This window comes from Roseinatronobacter bogoriensis DSM 18756, assembly GCF_004366635.1.
Classification (GTDB): Bacteria; Pseudomonadota; Alphaproteobacteria; order Rhodobacterales; family Rhodobacteraceae; genus Roseinatronobacter; species Roseinatronobacter bogoriensis.
The window spans coordinates 180,551-197,752 of the sequence record NZ_SORN01000004.1 but is presented as its reverse complement, the minus strand read 5'-3'; the positions used below and the strand labels follow the sequence as shown (position 1 = coordinate 197,752).

Annotated in this window: 18 protein-coding genes; 8 read left to right on the top strand and 10 right to left on the bottom strand. The window is 58.6% G+C overall.

Annotation, left to right across the window (positions count from 1 at the left end):
- Positions 1–95: 95 nt before the first annotated feature.
- Genes EV660_RS11125 through EV660_RS11100 form a run of 6 tightly spaced genes read right to left on the bottom strand, consistent with a single transcriptional unit; the run spans position 96 to position 5,438 of the window.
- Entirely contained in the window at positions 96–578 is a 483-nt protein-coding gene (locus tag EV660_RS11125) for a disulfide bond formation protein B (protein ID WP_071480524.1), read from the bottom strand.
- Positions 578–1,156, bottom strand: a complete 579-nt coding sequence (locus EV660_RS11120; RefSeq protein ID WP_071480523.1) for a YqaA family protein — start codon at positions 1,154–1,156, stop codon at positions 578–580. Before EV660_RS11120 ends, EV660_RS11125 begins: the two co-directional genes overlap by 1 nt.
- 51 nt (positions 1,157–1,207) lie before the next feature.
- On the bottom strand, positions 1,208–1,846 hold the full coding sequence (locus tag EV660_RS11115) for an ABC-type transport auxiliary lipoprotein family protein (protein ID WP_084634849.1): 639 nt from the start codon (positions 1,844–1,846) through the stop codon (positions 1,208–1,210).
- On the bottom strand, positions 1,843–3,555 hold the full coding sequence (locus EV660_RS11110; RefSeq protein ID WP_071480521.1) for an MlaD family protein: 1,713 nt from the start codon (positions 3,553–3,555) through the stop codon (positions 1,843–1,845). The genes EV660_RS11115 and EV660_RS11110 overlap by 4 nt, the downstream gene beginning before the upstream one ends.
- 3 nt (positions 3,556–3,558) lie before the next feature.
- A complete protein-coding gene (locus EV660_RS11105) occupies positions 3,559–4,338 on the bottom strand; it encodes an ABC transporter ATP-binding protein (RefSeq protein WP_071480520.1) in 780 nt (259 codons plus the stop codon).
- Positions 4,338–5,438, bottom strand: a complete 1,101-nt coding sequence (locus EV660_RS11100; protein WP_375781723.1) for an ABC transporter permease — start codon at positions 5,436–5,438, stop codon at positions 4,338–4,340. The genes EV660_RS11105 and EV660_RS11100 overlap by 1 nt, the downstream gene beginning before the upstream one ends.
- Positions 5,439–6,128: 690 nt before the next feature.
- Between EV660_RS11100 and EV660_RS11095 the strand changes: the two genes are divergently transcribed.
- From EV660_RS11095 to EV660_RS11085, 3 genes are all read left to right on the top strand, one after another.
- Positions 6,129–6,869, top strand: a complete 741-nt coding sequence (locus EV660_RS11095; RefSeq protein ID WP_071480519.1) for an SDR family oxidoreductase — start codon at positions 6,129–6,131, stop codon at positions 6,867–6,869.
- Positions 6,870–6,967: 98 nt separating this feature from the next.
- Complete coding sequence (locus tag EV660_RS11090; protein ID WP_071480518.1) at positions 6,968–7,708, top strand: ZIP family metal transporter; 741 nt, start codon at positions 6,968–6,970, stop codon at positions 7,706–7,708.
- 42 nt (positions 7,709–7,750) lie between these two features.
- Positions 7,751–8,443, top strand: a complete 693-nt coding sequence (locus EV660_RS11085) for a M48 family metallopeptidase (protein WP_071480517.1) — start codon at positions 7,751–7,753, stop codon at positions 8,441–8,443.
- A gap of 84 nt (positions 8,444–8,527) precedes the next feature.
- Here the strand turns inward: EV660_RS11085 and edd are convergent, their stop codons facing one another.
- On the bottom strand, positions 8,528–10,333 hold the full coding sequence (gene edd, locus EV660_RS11080; protein ID WP_071482056.1) for a phosphogluconate dehydratase: 1,806 nt from the start codon (positions 10,331–10,333) through the stop codon (positions 8,528–8,530).
- A gap of 190 nt (positions 10,334–10,523) precedes the next feature.
- On the opposite strand from edd, the gene EV660_RS18635 reads away from it, so the two are divergent.
- The 5 genes from EV660_RS18635 to clpX all read left to right on the top strand — a co-directional run bounded on the left by EV660_RS18635 (position 10,524) and on the right by clpX (position 14,641).
- A complete protein-coding gene (locus tag EV660_RS18635) occupies positions 10,524–10,679 on the top strand; it encodes an RSP_7527 family protein (RefSeq protein ID WP_168800303.1) in 156 nt (51 codons plus the stop codon).
- 77 nt (positions 10,680–10,756) lie between these two features.
- Positions 10,757–11,950, top strand: a complete 1,194-nt coding sequence (locus tag EV660_RS11075; protein WP_071480516.1) for an RSP_2647 family RNA methyltransferase — start codon at positions 10,757–10,759, stop codon at positions 11,948–11,950.
- Positions 11,947–12,495, top strand: coding sequence for an RSP_2648 family PIN domain-containing protein (locus EV660_RS11070; protein ID WP_071480515.1), 549 nt, complete (start codon positions 11,947–11,949; stop codon positions 12,493–12,495). The genes EV660_RS11075 and EV660_RS11070 overlap by 4 nt, the downstream gene beginning before the upstream one ends.
- Positions 12,496–12,603: 108 nt before the next feature.
- Positions 12,604–13,227 carry an ATP-dependent Clp endopeptidase proteolytic subunit ClpP gene (gene clpP / locus EV660_RS11065; RefSeq protein WP_071480514.1) on the top strand — a complete coding sequence of 208 codons (624 nt, stop codon included), beginning with the start codon at positions 12,604–12,606 and terminating at the stop codon, positions 13,225–13,227.
- A 151-nt stretch (positions 13,228–13,378) separates the two neighbouring features.
- Positions 13,379–14,641, top strand: a complete 1,263-nt coding sequence (gene clpX, locus EV660_RS11060; protein WP_071480513.1) for an ATP-dependent Clp protease ATP-binding subunit ClpX — start codon at positions 13,379–13,381, stop codon at positions 14,639–14,641.
- A gap of 130 nt (positions 14,642–14,771) precedes the next feature.
- Here the strand turns inward: clpX and EV660_RS11055 are convergent, their stop codons facing one another.
- Genes EV660_RS11055 through EV660_RS11045 form a run of 3 tightly spaced genes read right to left on the bottom strand, consistent with a single transcriptional unit; the run spans position 14,772 to position 17,037 of the window.
- The gene (locus tag EV660_RS11055; protein ID WP_071480512.1) at positions 14,772–15,761 is read right to left on the bottom strand and encodes a methyltetrahydrofolate cobalamin methyltransferase; all 990 of its coding nucleotides are present in this window, start codon (positions 15,759–15,761) and stop codon (positions 14,772–14,774) included.
- A gap of 21 nt (positions 15,762–15,782) precedes the next feature.
- Complete coding sequence (locus EV660_RS11050) at positions 15,783–16,697, bottom strand: methylenetetrahydrofolate reductase (protein WP_071482055.1); 915 nt, start codon at positions 16,695–16,697, stop codon at positions 15,783–15,785.
- Positions 16,698–16,740: 43 nt separating this feature from the next.
- Entirely contained in the window at positions 16,741–17,037 is a 297-nt protein-coding gene (locus tag EV660_RS11045; protein WP_071480511.1) for a virulence factor, read from the bottom strand.
- Positions 17,038–17,202 lie beyond the last annotated feature (165 nt).

The window sequence follows — 17,202 nt, the reverse complement described above, 5'->3', positions numbered from 1 at the left end:
CATTTTGCTAATGCGTGCGTTCGGTCCCAGTGACGGATTGTATGCCCGCTACGAAAAGAAAAGCTCAAGCGGATTAATCCTCAAAGCATGCGGGCCTATTTCTGAGCAGCGAACGACCACTTGCCCCCTTGGCGCAGGCTAAGCAGCCAAAGACCGGCAATCCCGAATGACGCGACTGCGTTCCAACTTGCCATGGACAGGCCCAGCATTTCCCACGGCACCTCGTCGCAGCGCACCACAGGCGCGGCCATGATCTGGGCCAGCAATTCCTCGGCGCTCATGCCACTCAGGTCACCGCCTGCGCTGCATGACGTCGGTCCAGGCCACCATGCCCGTTCCACCCCGGTGTGGTACACGCCGATCGCCCCGGACACGGCTGCCCCCCCTGCCCCGATCAGCGGCCAGAACACTCCAGGCAAGGCCAGCGCCCCAGCCCCGGCAAGCGCCACGACATGCGGCCAACGTTGCCAGATGCACAGCGCACATGGTGCCATGCCGCCAATGTATTCAAAAGCCAACGCGCCAAGCAGCAGCCCGACCGAACCCAGAAGCGCCAGAATCTGCAACTGCCTGCGCATCACAAATACCTCGTCAGAACGAATCCGCCCAGAAGCAACGCCATGAAGACACTAAACACAAGCCCAAGGCGGTTCTCGATGAAATCACGAATTGGTGCGCCATATCTGCGCAGCAGGGCCGCAACGATGAAAAACCGCAATCCGCGCGCCACGACCGAGGCCAGCATGAACACCGGCAGCGACAAGGCCGTTGCGCCGGACAGGATTGTAATCACCTTGTAGGGAAATGGGGTTACCCCCGCGATCAAAACTGCCCAGGCCCCCCATTCATTGTAGCGCGCCTGAAACTCTGCGAAATAGGCGTCCTTACCATAAAACTCCAGCACAGGTCGGCCCAATGTCTCGAAAGCGCCATAACCGATCCAATATCCAGCCAGACCGCCTGCTACCGAAGCCACTGTCGCCACCCCTGCGATGACAAAGGCCTGCGACGGACGTGCCACGATCATGGCAATCATCAACACATCCGGCGGTATCGGAAAAACAGAGCTTTCGACGAACGCAATCACGGCCAGCGCCCACAAGGCGTTCGGATGGCGTGCGAGCGAAAGTGTCCAATCGTAGAGCGAGCGCAACACGCCTGATCATCCAATCAATTCGTTACATGCTGGCACCCGACCGCCATCAGATCAACTCACTGGCAAGCGAAGCCCGATCACCTCTAGCCCCCAGCGGACCAGATCCCCCAGCACCTCGTCAGAGGCTACATTGAAAGCCTGCACAATATCCAGTGTTTCGGTGGATGGGGCGGGTGCCAATGCCTGAAAACTGCGCCGCGCCATCACGCGCGCATCGGATTCGCGCACCATGCGCGCGGTCAGACGAATGCGGGCAATGGCAGAATTGCCATCTTCGGACAGTTCGGCCTGAAAATCCGTGATCTCGGAAATCAGGGCGAAATCGCCTGATCCCCCCAGGGGTCTGCGCCCGACATAGGACAGCGCGCCCGTATCCTCGAAGGCGCGCAACATCACGGTCTGAAACATTGCAGGTGCCTGATCGGACCAGCGCGCGCCGGGCAGATACAGCGATTGCACAGGATTGGGTTTAATCAGGATGCGGTCGGTTTCCAACGCGCCAGAAGAGGTGGGCAGCTCGACGCTAAGCGCGCGCGCCAGCATCCGCCCAGCCTGTGGCAAGGCAGGCGCGCGCAATTCGTAAGCGTCCAGCGGTGTTGTGGCATCGCCAATTGCGGATAATGCCCCACAGCCAGACAGCAGCCCCATAGACCCTGCCCCGATTACAAAATTACGTCGTGTCACTGTCATCTTCTAAACTCCGGCGTCTGGCGATTGAGAAGGAAGCGCGCGGGATCACGTTCGATCTGGCGGGTCAGCCGGTCGAGGTTTGTGATTAGGCCGCGTGTTTCACGGGCAAGCTGGGTGATATTGGGCAAGCCTGAAGTGGTAAAGTCGCGCACCGGGCCAGAGCTTTCGCGCACAAGGCGTCCCAGATCATCAAAGGCGCGGGCCGCAGACTCCGCCGTGCGGCGCAGATCGGCGGTAACTTCCGGAATATCCTCGGACACCGAATCCACCGCACGCCCCAGCCGCCCAAGCACATCGCGCAGGTCTTCCGTGATCTGGCCCACTTCTTCATTGATCACACGGTCAGCCCCGATAAAGGCGCGCTCTGCCGCCTGAATGGCCCCTTCGCTGGTTTCCAGCGCCCGGTTGATAGCGCCCAGCGTGGTATTGGCATTTGCAAAAGTTTCGGTCACCTGATCCAGCGTGCGCAGGCCACCCGCGCTCAACTCTTCAACGCGGCCAGACACTTGTGACAGATCTTCGCCAACTGTGTTGACCACCTGCCGGATATCGGCTGTAGCCGCGCGCACATCATCCATAATGACCGGCAGGTCATTCTCTGCCACAGTTGCCACTGACGCCGCAGCATCCCGCGCAAGCGCCACCATCTCGCGTGCTTCGGCCACAAGCGCCGCCCCATCCCCGGATACCAGCGTATCAACATTGCCAGCCATGCGTTCGACCGTCTCGAATGTCGTATCGGCGCGCGCCAGCAACGGCTCCAACCGTGCCAAGGCCGGATCAAGTGCTTCAATACGCTGCGTCGCAGCCGCGCCTGTGCGGCTGAATTCGCCAAACATGGTCTGTGCCTCGCGCGAGAAGGCTTCGATCTCGCGCCCGACCAGATCGGCCGCGCTGCGCAAATCAGTCACCATCGCGTCAAGGTCGGTTTCAACAAAAGTCTCGACAGTTTGCAATGTGGCCGTGCCCGTCTCAAAGGTGATGCGCGACTCCGTCGCCAGAAGCGCGAATTCATCAATCGCAAATTGCAGGCTTTCGACAGTTTTTTCCGCCTGCAACAGGATCGGTTCCAGATTATTGCTGAATTCGGCGAATGTTTCCGTGGCTTCGGCGATCGTGTCCGTAAAGCCAGAGAAGTTATCCAGCGCGCGCGACAATTCCCCGGTCGAGCTTTCGACATTTGTCAGGATGTTCGAAACCTTGGTCTGGTTCTCCTCTCCCAGCAGTCGGTTGACCTGTTCGAGAACTTCAAGCGTTTCGGCAAGAATGCGTGGTGCCCCTTCGGTCAGCGACTGGATGGTCGAGCGGCCGGCTTCCAGCTCCGGGATATCGGTCCGATCATTGATAAGGGGCGCGGCTTGCGTGCCGGTGGAAATGGCCACGAAAGACACCCCCGTAATGCCCGAACTGTCGACGGTTGCAACAGAGTCGGCGCGCACAGGTGTATCGCGGTCCACTTCCAGCCGCACCAGTACCGTGCCATCGCCATCGGGGGACAAGCGCACATCGACAACTTGTCCAACCAGTAGCCCTGCAAACCGGACATCAGCGGCCCGCGACAGGCCCGAAACGGCGTCAAATCTTACATCATAATATGCGAATTGCCGGTCCAGCTGAAATTTCCCGAAGGCAAGGAAGAAACCCAGCACCCCAAGAAACCCCAGCAAAGCGAAAATACCGATCAGAACGTAATTGGCCCGAGTCTCCATGCCTCAGCCTGTCCTTTCCTGTGCTTCGACGGCGGCGCGCGCGCGCGGCCCATGAAAATATTCATGCACCCAAGGGTGTTCGATTGTTAACATATCAGCCATTGTCCCTGTATACAGCACACGTTTTTCTGCCAGAACCGCGATGCGATCACATGTCGCGTGCAGTGTGTCCAGATCGTGCGTGACCAGAAAAACAGTCAGACCAAGCGTTTCCGACAAGGCGCTAATCAATTCGTCAAAAGCAGACGCGCCGATCGGGTCCAGCCCTGCTGTCGGTTCGTCCAGAAAGACAATCTCGGGGTCCAGCGCAAGCGCACGCGCAAGTCCGGCACGCTTACGCATACCGCCCGACAATTCGGAAGGGTATTTGTCGCCCGCAGCATAGGGCAGGCCCGACATGGAAATCTTCAGGTCTGCAAGTTCGCGTCGCATTCCCGCATCAAGGCCCGGTAAGGTCCGCATGGGGACTTCGACATTCTCCCGCACTGTCAGGCTGGAAAACAGCGCCCCGTCCTGAAACATGACGCCCATGCGCTGATCTATCGCGCGGCGTTCAGCCTCTGAGCAATTCAGCGCTTCCTTGCCAAAAATCTCGATCTGGCCACCTTGCGGTGGGCGCAGACCTGCGATGCAGCGCAACAGGACCGATTTGCCTGTCCCCGATCCGCCAACCACGCCCAGAACCTCACCCCGGTATACATCAAGGTCCAGATTCTCATGCACGACGGTCGCGCCGAACTGGTTGCGCAGGCCCCGCAGCGATATGACCACTTCACGCGTCATCAGATCCCCATGATCGCAAAAAAGACCGAGAACAGCGCATCTGCCACGATGACCATGAAAATCGCACGCACCACAGCCGCCGAGGTCTGCGCGCCAAGGCTTTCGGCATTGCCGCCCACCTGCATCCCCGCATGACAGCCGATAACGCCGATGATCATGGCAAAGACAGGCGCTTTCACAAAACCGACCAGCACATGGTCGACGCTGGTATCTTCCAGCAGGCGGGTCAGGAACATGCCTGGCGAAATGCCCAGCTCGATCCATGCCATCATGGCCCCGCCAAACAACCCCATGACATTGGCAATTGCGCCCAGAATTGGCAGCGTGATCAGCAATGCCAGAATGCGCGGGACAAAAAGCGCTGTCGCAGGATCAATTGCCAGGGTGCGCATGGCGTCAATCTCTTCGCGCATTTTCATGGACCCGATGGCCGCTGTGAAACTGGACGCCGTGCGCCCTGCCACGATAATCGCTGTCAGCAGGATTCCCAATTCGCGCAGGATCGAGATGGCAATTAGATCGACTACAAAAATCTCGGCCCCGAACTGGCGCAGTTGCACCGAGCCCTGAAAGGCCAGAACCACACCAATCAAAAACCCCATCAAGGCGACGATAGGCACGGCTTTCCAGCCGACCTGATCGCAATGATGCACCAGCGCAGTGACGCGAAACTCGGACGGGTGACGCAGCAAATAGCCCAGACGCGCCAGAAACAAACCCAGCATGGCGACCAGATCGATCAAGAACCGGCCAGCCCCCGTAACTGTGCGGCCAAGCTTCTCCAGCAGGTCGATTACGGAGAGCCGCGCGGCTGGCACAGACTCTGGTTTCGGCATAGCCGCTTCTACGCGGTCGATCAGCGCCTGGTGATCCGCCCGCAGGTTAACGAATTGCAAGGCAGCGCCGACCGCCGCCAGCTTCTGGCGTTGTTTTTGCAGCGCATAAGCGCCTGCCGTGTCGAGAGATTCGAGCTGCGACAAATCAAGCTCGATATCGCCCGAACCTTCAATCTGGCGCAATGCAGACGCCGCATCGCTCAGGTTCCTGACTGTCACACTCCCCGACAAGACCCAGCCCTGACCGTCGCGCGTCACGCGCACCTTGGCAGCAGCGCGATCATCGCGCAAAGCAGTGTCAGGGGTGGCAGGAAGGCTCAAGGCAACCTCATTATATCAATAAATATCCTGCTATATCTGGTCGGGCGAAAACTTGCCAGAGCCGTTGCGGCATTGCGCCAAAGCGATACAAATATGTGACGAAATTCAGTCAATCCGCGCCTGCACAATAAATCAGGTCGCGCGGCCCCTAGTCTATCGCAGCAACCTGGTGTTTGCCACCAGACACAAGATACCTGATTACTGCTTGGGGCGGTTTTGCGGTCGGTGGAAGGTTTTGACAAGCCGCGCAGCGTTGGGCCGCGGTGCGGCGATCCACGGTCAAATCTGTAGCGCTTTATACTGGCCAAATCCGCGAAAGATCAGATATTTGCGCTTGGGGCAGCCAAATCGCCGTGCCGTGGGGGCGGCCCTTTGAGTCGCGGCGGCCTTCGGCCTCGATTCCGCACAACCGAATGACGGCAAAGTCCCGCATAGCCGCCCCTCGTGAAAGCATCGCGTGTGGCGCAGGAACTTTTCGTCTGGTTGCTAGCACTGGCAGGGATCCGGCACCAGAACACGGAACATAACATTCAACTGATGCCTATACCATCACCGCGCGGATAACATCTCGTGCTTCACTTTACACAATATTCACCACAGACTATGCCAGCCGGATCAAAGCAGAGGTAAAGAATGCGAAAAACCGCAATTGTAACAGGCGCGGGCAGTGGAATTGGGCGTGCGGTTTCGCTGGAACTGGCAGCTCAGGGCTGGTCCGTGGCCCTGACCGGGCGCAGACAGGCAGCGCTTGAAGAAACTGCGCAGGCAACAAAAGGCGAGACACTGGTCCATGCTGCGGATGTGACCGACCCGGCGGCGGTGGCGCAGCTTTTCGAGTCGGTGGTGACACAGTGGGGCCGGGTTGATTTGCTGTTCAACAATGCGGGCGTCTTTCCACCTGTCGTCCCGCTTGAGGAGCTTGACCTAGCGACATGGCGTGCAGTGGTGGATGTCAACCTGAATGCTGCGTTCTATTGCCTGCAAGCTGCGTTTCGCGTGATGAAAGCGCAAGACCCGCGCGGCGGACGTATTATCAATAACGGCTCTATCTCGGCCCATGCGCCAAGACCACATTCTGCACCATATACAGCGACAAAGCACGCAATGACCGGCCTGACAAAATCGGCCGCACTGGACGGGCGCGCATACGGGATCGCCGTGGGCCAGATAGATATCGGCAATGCCGCCAGCGATATGACTGAAGCGATGGTTGAGGGTGTCTTGCAACCTGACGGCTCGCGCAGAAGCGAGCCGGTGATGGATGTTGCCCATGTCGCCCGCGCGGTTGCACATATGGCAGCCCTCCCGCCCGAGGCGAATGTGCTATTCAGCACCATCATGGCGACAGATATGCCCTTTGTGGGACGCGGGTAGCATTTCACCGGCACACATGCCCGCTATATAACAAAGTACAAACACGCTTGACTTGCCGCATCCGGCACATATTTTAGAATTATTCTAAAAGGTGTGCCATGTCAGACCCGACAGTTCTTCTTGTGCTGATCGCAGCCGCGATTACCGCCATCGCGACAGGCCTGGGTGCCCTACCCCTTCTGGCGCTTCGAGAGGTGACACCGCGCGCGCTGGCCTATGGCAATGCGGTCGCCGCAGGCCTGATGCTAGCTGCGACGTTTTCGCTGGTGGTCGAGGGGTTCGAATTCTCCGGTCCGCGCACCATCCTTGGCCTGCTGCTTGGCTTGGGCGGCATCTGGCTGGCAAAGATGTATCTTGACGGCAAGGATGATGTGTCAATTGCCAATACAAATGGCGCTGATGCCCTGAAGATCCTGCTGATCATGGGCGTGATGACCGTGCATTCCGCCGCCGAAGGCGTGGGGGTCGGGGTCGCCTATGGCAGCGGGCGCGAATTGGGCGATTTCATCACCATTGCAATTGCGCTGCACAACGTGCCCGAAGGGTTGGCGATTGCACTGGTCATGGTGCCGCGCGGGGCCAGTGTGGCCAAGGCCGGGTGGTGGGCAATTCTGTCCTCTGCCCCGCAACCGCTGCTGGCCGTTCCTGCCTTTCTGTTCGTTCTTGCATTTGCGCCGGTCCTGCCTGTCGGACTGGGGCTGGCGGCGGGCGCAATGCTGTGGATGATTTTTTCGGAATTGCTGCCCGAAGCGACTGAAGGGGTCGAAAGCGCGAATGTCGGCGTGATCGTCACGCTGGCCTTTACTGCAATGATGGGGGTCACACTGGTTTTAGGGTAATCAGCCATTGCCCTGCGCCCTGCCCTGCCCCATATCTGGCGCATGTTGAAACTGACCCCCTTCCTGATCCTACTGGCCTATGGTCTGGTCATGTACTGGTTCTCTGCCTGGCGCACCAAGCAGGAACTGGACACGAAATCATCCCCGCTTGCAGATGCGCGCCTGAAAAAGCTGACAGACCGCATGGCAGAGGCCGTGGGCGTGGACCGGGTTGTTGTGCATATATATGAGATTGAGCCTGTGAACGGGCTGGCAGCCCCAGACGGGCGCATCTTTATCACGCGCGGCTTTTACAACAAATACCGTCAAGGCGAAGTGTCCGCCGAAGAGATGGCGAGTGTCATTGCGCATGAGTTGGGACATGTCGCCCTTGGCCACACCCGCAAACGGATGATCGACTTTTCGGGCACCAACGCGATCCGGATGGCACTTGCGACAGTGTTCAACCGCTTCATTCCCGGGCTGGGTGTGATCATCGCCAATTTCATCACAACCTTGCTCATGGCGCGGCTGAGCCGCGACGATGAATATGAGGCGGATGCCTATGCCTCCGCTCTGCTGGTCAAGGCAGGTATCGGGCTGGAGCCGCAGAAATCCTTGTTTCGCAAACTTGAAAAACTGGTCGGGATGGGCGGTGGCGCGCCAGCCTGGCTGCTAAGCCACCCCAAATCGGAAGAGCGCATTCGCGCAATCGAGGAAAACGAACAGCGCTGGAAGCTGTCACCCGAGGGCTAGAAGCCAAACAAGGGGCGCGCCCCTTGCCCCCATTGAGGGGGCGGCGGGCCGCGTCGGGACTAGCACCCTCCGGTTGCGCGCGTATCAGACCACCACTCCGGCCCCTTCGGTAGAATCGCCAACTGTCGCGCGGAAGGCTGCAAACAATTCGCGCCCAATCCCGAATTCATTTGCGCTGAGGTCCGCCTGAACCGCGCTGCGTGTCTCGAAGTCGCTCTCCAGCACATCCAGTCGCCCCGCAACCGCATCAAGCCGAACCCTGTCACCGTCGCGCAGCCGTGCAAGCGGGCCACCCTTGGCGGCCTCTGGGGCGACATGGATGGCGGCGGGCACCTTGCCGCTGGCACCTGACATGCGCCCGTCTGTTACAAGCGCGACTTTCAGCCCGCGATCCTGCAAGACCGACAGAATGGGGGTAAGCGAATGCAGTTCCGGCATCCCGTTCGCCGCCGGCCCCTGAAACCGCACGACGACAATGGTATCTTCAGTGATTTCACCAGCCTGAAAGGCCGCCTTGACGCTGATCTGATCGTGGAAAACGCGTGCGCGCGCCTCGATCACATGGCGCGACGGGTCCACCGCAGATGTCTTGATCACCCCTTGCCCCAGATTGCCCGCAAGCTGGCGTAACCCGCCACTGTTCTGAAACGGGTCCGCGGCCGGGCGCAATATCCGATCATTGAGGCTTTGACCGGCACCGTCTTCCCAGACCAGCGCCCCGTCTCGTAATTTGGGTTCCTGCGCATAGCGGCGCAGCCCGTCGCCCGCGATGGTGCTGACATCGTCATGCAACAAGCCTGCCCCCAGCAATTCACCGATCATATAGCCCAGGCCGCCCGCCGCATGAAAATGGTTCACATCTGCCAGACCATTCGGATAGACCTTGGCCATCAGGGGCACGACTTCCGAAATCTCGGCGAAATCCTCTAACGTCAGCTCGATCCCGGCCGCACGCGCCATGGCAGGCAAGTGCAGGACCAGATTGGTAGACCCCCCCGTGGCCATCAGCCCGACAATCCCGTTCACAAAGGCACGTTCATCCAGCACCTGTCCGGCCGGTCGGTAATCATTGCCCAAGGCGGTAATCGCAAGCGCGCGCTCGGTCGCAGCTACGGTCAGCGCTTCGCGCAAGGGTGTACCTGGATTGATGAAGGCCGCGCCCGGCATGTGCAGCCCCATGAATTCCATCAACATCTGATTGGTATTCGCAGTGCCGTAGAACGTGCAGGTGCCGGGACCATGATAGCTGGCCATTTCAGCGGCCATCAACTCCTCTCGCCCGATCTCGCCTTGGGCGAATTTCTGGCGCACCTTTGCTTTCTCGTCATTGGGCAGACCACTGGTCATTGGCCCCGCCGGAATAAAAACCGAAGGCACATGGCCAAAAGTCGCCGCCGCAATGACCAAGCCCGGCACGATCTTGTCACACACCCCGAGCCACACTGCCGCATCAAAACAGTTATGCGACATGGCCACCCCCGCCGAAAGCGCAATCACATCGCGCGAGAACAGGGACAATTCCATCCCCGGCTGCCCTTGGGTGACCCCGTCGCACATGGCGGGAACGCCGCCCGCAACCTGCGCCGTCCCGCCTGCCCCGCGCGCTGCGCGGCGGATAACCTCTGGGTAATGCTCGAAAGGCTGATGCGCCGAGAGCATGTCATTATAGGCTGTGACGATGCCAAGATTGGGTGCGCGCCCTTCCGCGAGGGTGGATTTATCCGCCTCCATCGCCGCATAGGCATGTGCCTGGTTCCCACAACTCAGGTGCGCGCGTACAGGCCCTGCCTGCGCGGCGGCACGCATTCGGTCCAGATACGCTGTTCGGCGCTGCGCCGAGCGCGTGCGTATACGCTCTGTGACGGCTTCTATTCTGGGGTTCAGGGGCATGATTGGCTCCTCCATCGTGCAAGATGAATCCTCGGCTTGGGCTGCATATAGCCAGTTAGCGCTAACAATTCAATCACCCTGAAGCCATGCAGAAATCGCATGACGGAGTTTCCGAATTAATTATGGCGATGCTGCAGCGCAGCACATATTTTGGGGTCAGGAAAAAACGAAAGCAAAACCCATGTATGACATGACAAAATCAGAACCGATCATCATCGACACACTTCAAATCGAAGCAGAAGCGCGCCGGATGCGTGCGGAAGTCGTCGCTCAGGGGCTGTCGGCCCTAGGGCAAAAAATCGCGCGCTTGCTTGCCGGTGCATTCGGGACAACCGCCCGCAGCTGATACATAGCAAGAGGCAGGCTTTCCAAACGGTGGCGACTGGCCTATTGCACGGTCCAGAGCCATCAAGGATTGCCATCATGCCCGACTACCCGACGATTCGCCTGAAACCCAAGGCCGAAGCCCGCGCCATTCGCCACGGCTTCCCTTGGGTTTTTGCTGACGAGGTGGTCACAGACAGGCGCACCCGCGCGCTGACACCCGGGACGTTTGCAGTGCTTGAGGATGCAGAGCGCCGCGCGCTTGGGCTGGTCACGGTCAACCCCGGATCCAAGATCATTGGCCGGATGATGGACCGCAACGCGGCAACTGCCATTGATCAGGACTGGATCAGCGCAAGGCTGCGCCGTGCGCTGGAACACCGCACCCGACTGCATGACACGCCCTATTATCGCCTGATCCATGCCGAAGCAGATGGCCTGCCCGGTGTTGTGATAGACCGTTTCGGAGAGGCTGCTGTCATTCAGCCCAACGCGGCATGGGCAGAAACGCATATCGCGCTTCTTGCCGATGCCTTGCAGTCCGTGACGGGGGTCACATGTATCGTCAAGAATGGCTCCGGCCGTGCCCGCAGCCTTGAGGGGTTGGGCGAAGACACCTCAGTCCTGCAAGGTTCGCTTGACGGGCCTGTGCCCGTGCTGATGAACGGGGCGACATATATGGCCGACCTGCTGGGCGGGCAGAAGACAGGCCTGTTTTTCGACCAGCGACCAAATCATGCCTTCGCGGCCCGCCTTGCACATGGCGCACGCGTGCTCGATGTGTTCAGCCATGTTGGAGGGTTTTCCCTTGCAGCACTGGCGGCGGGCGCAACTCATGCGCTGGCTGTCGACAGCTCTGCCCCTGCGCTGGAACTGGCAACGCGCGGCGCGCAAGCCAGTGATGTGGCGGCACGACTCGAGACCCGTCAGGGCGATGCTTTCGCCGTGATGGAAGCGCTACATCAAGAAAATGCGCAGTTTGATCTGGTGATTTGCGATCCCCCCGCCTTTGCGCCCAACAAGCAGGCGCTTGATGCAGGGTTGCGCGCCTATGAGCGGGTTGCAAAGCTTGCGGCCCCGTTGGTGGCACCGGGCGGCTATCTTGGCCTGTGCTCTTGCTCTCATGCTGCTGACCTTGGGGCGTTTCGCAATGCCAGCGCGCGCGGCATCGGGCGCGCGGGGCGCAAGGCACAGATGATTCACACAGGTTTCGCTGGGCCGGACCACCCGCAACTGCCACAACTGGCCGAAAGCGGCTACCTCAAGGCCGTTTTCTTCCGCCTGAACGCATGAAGGTCGTGCTGGACGCCTGTGTCCTTTTTCCCAGTGTTCTGCGCGAAATCCTGATTGGTGTCGCAGCGCGCGGCGGATATGAGCCGCTGTGGTCCGCGCGCATTCTAGGCGAGTGGCAACGCGCGGCCAGCCGCTTGGGCGCAGAGGCCGCCGCAATCGCCACGGGTGAGATTGTGCGCCTTCGCAGCCAGTGGGCACGTGCAGAAATACCTGCCGATATGAAGCTGGAAGTCCGCTTGTGGCTGCCTGACCCTGCAGATGCGCATGTTCTGGCCACTGCGATTTCAGCGCAGGCTGACAGAATTGTTACACTGAACCTCAAGGATTTTCCCGCGCGCACCCTCGCTTCTGAAGGACTGCGCGCCCAAAGCCCGGATGATTTTCTGATGGAGATGTGGTTAAGCGCGCACGACATCGTGGAGGCCGCTGTACGAGAGGCGCAACACGCGACAGAGGCCGCATCGGGGCGCGCGCAGCCTGTGCGACCGCTACTGAAACGCGCGAAACTGCCGCGTCTGGGTAAGGCACTGGGCAGTGAGGGCTAAGACAAATTCCTGCCCGCCCCTTGCGGCTCCCAAATCGTAGCACTAAGATTCCCTCAAGAGTTTTGAGATATCAACCGACCAGACTGGTCAGTAAATAAAGGCAGGCACATGCAAGATCCGATTGATACCTATATGAACCTGGTGCCCATGGTGGTCGAACAGACCAGCCGTGGCGAAAGGGCTTATGACATCTTTTCGCGCCTGTTGAAGGAGCGGATCATTTTTGTGACCGGCCCGGTACATGACGGTATGGCCAGCCTGATCGTGGCGCAGCTACTGCACCTTGAGGCAGAAAACCCATCGAAAGAGATTTCGATGTATATCAACTCGCCCGGTGGTGTCGTGACCAGCGGCCTGTCGATCTATGACACGATGCAATATATCAAACCGAAAGTCTCGACTCTGGTCGTGGGGCAAGCCGCCTCTATGGGGTCATTGCTGCTTTGTGCGGGCGAGAAAGGTATGCGCTTCTCACTGCCGAATTCGCGCATCATGGTTCACCAGCCATCAGGCGGTTTTCAGGGGCAAGCAACAGATATCTCGATTCACGCGCGCGAGATTCTGGAACTGAAAGAGCGGCTGAACAAGATCTATGTCAAACACACAGGCCAGACCCTGAAAAAGGTCGAAGACGCGCTGGAGCGTGACAATTTCATGACTGCAGAGATGGCCAAGGAGTGGGGTCTTATTGACGATATCGTGACCTCACGCGCTGAAACAGGCACAAGCTAAGGATATCAGGGCAGACGAGGCAGGGAAATGTCAAACAGAGTGCAGTTTTGCATTGTCCCTGCTTCCGCTCTGACCTACCCTTTAATGAATCAAGGCCGTCACTTCCCTATCTGGGCCATGCCTGCCGCAGTAAAGACCACAGAGGTTTGAAATGCCGACATCCGATTCCGACAGCAAGAACACCCTGTACTGCTCCTTCTGTGGCAAGAGCCAACATGAAGTTCGCAAACTGATCGCCGGACCCACCGTCTTTATTTGCGATGAATGTGTTGAGCTGTGCATGGACATCATCCGCGAGGAAACCAAGTCCGGCGGGCTGAAAGCGACAGACGGAGTGCCCACACCGCGCGAGATTTGCGATGTGCTGGATGATTATGTCATCGGCCAGCTTCAGGCAAAACGCGTTTTGTCTGTTGCGGTGCACAACCATTACAAGCGCCTGAACCACTCTGGCAAAGCTGGCGAGGTTGAGCTTTCAAAATCAAACATCCTGCTAATCGGGCCAACAGGTTGTGGTAAGACCCTGCTGGCGCAAACCCTTGCGCGCATCCTCGATGTGCCGTTCACAATGGCAGACGCCACAACACTGACCGAGGCGGGCTATGTCGGGGAAGATGTTGAAAACATCATCCTGAAGCTGTTGCAGGCGTCTGAATACAATGTCGAACGTGCGCAGCGCGGGATTGTCTATATCGACGAGGTCGACAAGATCACGCGCAAATCAGACAACCCCTCGATCACGCGCGATGTCTCGGGCGAAGGGGTGCAACAAGCGCTGCTGAAGCTGATGGAAGGCACTGTCGCAAGTGTTCCCCCTCAGGGTGGCCGCAAGCATCCGCAACAGGAATTCCTGCAAGTCGATACCACGAATATCCTGTTTATCTGTGGTGGCGCGTTTGCCGGTCTGGATCGGATCATCAATATGCGCGGCAAAGGGTCGGCAATCGGCTTCGGAGCGGATGTGAAAGACGAAAGCCAGAAGACAATTGGCGACTCGCTCAAGCAGCTTGAACCCGAAGACCTGCTGAAATTTGGCCTGATACCTGAATTTGTGGGGCGTTTGCCCGTTGTCGCAACGCTTATGGATCTGGACGAGGATGCCCTTGTTACCATTCTGACAGAGCCGAAGAATGCGTTAGTCAAGCAGTATCAGAAGCTGTTCGACATTGAAGGTGCTGATCTGACCTTTACGGACGAGGCGCTGCGCGCGATTGCGAAGCGCGCGATTGCCCGCAAGACCGGTGCGCGCGGCCTTCGGTCGATCATGGAAGATATCCTGCTGGATACCATGTTCGATCTGCCCGGGCTGGAAAATGTCAGCGAGGTCGTGGTGAATGAAGAAGCGGTGAACTCCGAAGCAAAACCGCTGATCATCTATGCCGACGCAAAGAAAGCAGCCGCGAGTGTCGGCTGACGACTCGGGCTCGGTCACAAAACAATGAAGGGGGCCTGTGCCCCCTTTTTCTTGTCCTGCAATACCCCGCCCTACACAGCAAAAAGGTGGGGATTCCCCCGCCTTTCTATCTGTCATCGCCCTGAACAGCTTATCCGCGTGCGCGCCGTCCGCCGCGGCGCCCACCAGTGCGTGCGCCCGCGTCCATTGCCGCACGCGAGGCTTCGGCAAAGCTGACCCCATCCTTGACCGCTTCCAGCACCTTTGAAAGCCCGATCCACGCACCACCATTCGGGTCATGGTTCATCAGCATATTGGCGGCGCGAATGGCCTCCATCTCGACCGAGCGGACAGGGTTCATGATCGCGCTGGTCATACCGGCACCAATGGCCATCGGCAGGAAAGCTGCATTCACCCCGTGGCGGTTTGGCAAGCCAAAGCTGATATTCGACGCGCCACAGGTGGTATTGACCCCCAACTCATCACGAAGACGACGCACGAGCGCAAAGACCTGCTGCCCGGCCGTTGCCATTGCGCCAATTGGCATTACCAGTGGGTCAACAACAATGTCATGCGCGGGAATGCCGAAATCGGCGGCACGCTCAACAATCTTCTTCGCAACGGCAAAGCGGACTTCAGGATCTTCAGAGATACCTGTGTCATCATTCGAAATGGCGACAACCGGGACGTTGTATTTCTTGACCAGCGGCAGGATCGCTTCCAGCCGCTCCTCCTCGCCTGTGACGGAGTTCAGCAAGGGGCGGCCATTGCAGGCTTCAAGCCCGGCTTTCAGCGCCTCTGGCACTGAAGAGTCGATGCAAAGCGGCACATCGACCAGCGCCTGCACGCGTTCACACAAGGCGCGCATCAGTGGTGGTTCGACAAAGTTGTTGTCTGCATAGCGCGGGTCTTTGGCCATCTTGTTCGAGAATACGGCCCCAGAATTGATATCCAAAACCATCGCCCCGCAAGCAACCTGCTCCAAGGCGTCACGCTCGACTGTCGAAAAATCATCCAGCTCCAGTTCAGCAGCCAGTTTCTTGCGGCCAGTCGGATTGATGCGCTCACCGATGACGCAAAACGGTTCGTCAAAACCGATCACGACAGTTTTGGTCGCGGATTCAAGGACAGTACGGGTCATATTCTCTCCAGAAGTTCTAGGTTAAATCGCAGGCCGACCAGATGCGCCGCCCTGTGCGATGGTCCAGTCTGTATTCGTCTTGATCCCACCAAGCGGGAAGAAATGCAGCCGTTCGACACCGAAATCCGGGTGATCTGCCTTATAGGCCGCAATATCAGTGACCAGCCCAGTCGGCTCAAACGGAACAAGCAGCTTTGAGACATCTTTCGCGCGTTTTTGCAGAACCTTGAGCGATGGGCCAACGCCACAAGCGACCGCAAATTTGATCAATGTCTGCAACTTTGCTGGCCCTGCCACACCCAGATGCACAGGCAGTTCGATTCCCTGATCGCGCAAGCGCTGCACCCATGCAATGATCGGCTGCGCCTCAAACGCAAACTGGGTAACGATTGCCATCTCGATACCTTTCTCGCGGGCGAAATCCTGCTTCCATTGCAAGGCATTCAGGATGATCTCCTGCCCCCCGTCTGCGGCAATATCGCGATTGCCCTCTGGATGCCCGGCAACATGCAGACGGCGAAAGCCGTCGAACAAACCAGTTTCAAGCAACTGCATGGAATTGTCATAATCGCCTTTTGGGGTCGCGACGCCCCCGCCCAACATTAGCGCCTCACGAATATCTGCCTCGCCCTGATAACGCGCAATCCAATCTGCCAATTCAGCACGGTTGGCGATGATTCTCGCTGGGAAATGCGGCATCGGCTCCATGCCTTCTGCGCGCAGGCGGGCAGCAGTTGCAACCATATCGGCGATAGGCGTACCATCTATATGCGCGATATAAACACGCGTTCCGGCGGGCAGGACTGCGCGGAAATCAGCAATCTTATCTGCCGTGCGCGGCATCACTTCTATCGAGAACCCCTGTAGCAGAGCTTCGACCTGTGCATTCTGTGGCGCAGTGGACGGGGAAGTGCGGCGAAAATTCAATAGCGACATGATACGCTCCATCAGACGGGGTCGGGTCACACTTGAAAGCTCCTTATGCCCAGCCATTACTGGCGATCAACGCTTTCAACCTGTCCGCGTCATACTCTGCTTCCAGCCGCGCTGCGGTGGTTTTCGCGACATCTTCATCACTTCCAGCGACCTCGACCGGCGCAGCCTTGCGCCATTCGCCCAGATAGGCGTCTGCATCCCTGGCACCGACCTTCATTGCACATCGGTCGATGGCTTGCTCGAACCGTTCTGACAACTGGATCTTGTGAGCGCGGCGCCCCTTGCCCACGATCACTTGCGCCGGAATATCCCGCCAATATACAATCACAAGCTGCGCCATATGCCACCTTTTGTTTGGACAACGATATCCATTTAGGCGTGAATCCAACGTATGCCCGCGTGAAAACCGACACCTCGCCAAGGGATCACGACGCACAGATACAGCATTCTCCCCCCATAAGACGAGAGTGCGCCAGCGTCATTTTCCTCAAGTTCATTATGACAA

What these genes read in the sequence shown, in the direction of transcription:
- EV660_RS11045 (WP_071480511.1), bottom strand. Translation starts at nt 17,037, where the DNA reads ATGGCGCAGCTTGTGATTGTATATTGGCGGGATATTCCGGCGCAAGTG.
- edd (WP_071482056.1), bottom strand. Translation starts at nt 10,333, where the DNA reads ATGCCCCTGAACCCCAGAATAGAAGCCGTCACAGAGCGTATACGCACG.
- EV660_RS11050 (WP_071482055.1), bottom strand. Translation starts at nt 16,697, where the DNA reads ATGTCGCTATTGAATTTTCGCCGCACTTCCCCGTCCACTGCGCCACAG.
- EV660_RS11055 (WP_071480512.1), bottom strand. Translation starts at nt 15,761, where the DNA reads ATGACCCGTACTGTCCTTGAATCCGCGACCAAAACTGTCGTGATCGGT.
- EV660_RS11110 (WP_071480521.1), bottom strand. Translation starts at nt 3,555, where the DNA reads ATGGAGACTCGGGCCAATTACGTTCTGATCGGTATTTTCGCTTTGCTG.
- EV660_RS11125 (WP_071480524.1), bottom strand. Translation starts at nt 578, where the DNA reads ATGCGCAGGCAGTTGCAGATTCTGGCGCTTCTGGGTTCGGTCGGGCTG.
- EV660_RS11105 (WP_071480520.1), bottom strand. Translation starts at nt 4,338, where the DNA reads ATGACGCGTGAAGTGGTCATATCGCTGCGGGGCCTGCGCAACCAGTTC.
- clpP (WP_071480514.1), top strand. Translation starts at nt 12,604, where the DNA reads ATGCAAGATCCGATTGATACCTATATGAACCTGGTGCCCATGGTGGTC.
- EV660_RS11115 (WP_084634849.1), bottom strand. Translation starts at nt 1,846, where the DNA reads ATGACAGTGACACGACGTAATTTTGTAATCGGGGCAGGGTCTATGGGG.
- EV660_RS11070 (WP_071480515.1), top strand. Translation starts at nt 11,947, where the DNA reads ATGAAGGTCGTGCTGGACGCCTGTGTCCTTTTTCCCAGTGTTCTGCGC.
- clpX (WP_071480513.1), top strand. Translation starts at nt 13,379, where the DNA reads ATGCCGACATCCGATTCCGACAGCAAGAACACCCTGTACTGCTCCTTC.
- EV660_RS11090 (WP_071480518.1), top strand. Translation starts at nt 6,968, where the DNA reads ATGTCAGACCCGACAGTTCTTCTTGTGCTGATCGCAGCCGCGATTACC.
- EV660_RS11085 (WP_071480517.1), top strand. Translation starts at nt 7,751, where the DNA reads ATGTTGAAACTGACCCCCTTCCTGATCCTACTGGCCTATGGTCTGGTC.
- EV660_RS11095 (WP_071480519.1), top strand. Translation starts at nt 6,129, where the DNA reads ATGCGAAAAACCGCAATTGTAACAGGCGCGGGCAGTGGAATTGGGCGT.
- EV660_RS18635 (WP_168800303.1), top strand. Translation starts at nt 10,524, where the DNA reads ATGACAAAATCAGAACCGATCATCATCGACACACTTCAAATCGAAGCA.
- EV660_RS11075 (WP_071480516.1), top strand. Translation starts at nt 10,757, where the DNA reads ATGCCCGACTACCCGACGATTCGCCTGAAACCCAAGGCCGAAGCCCGC.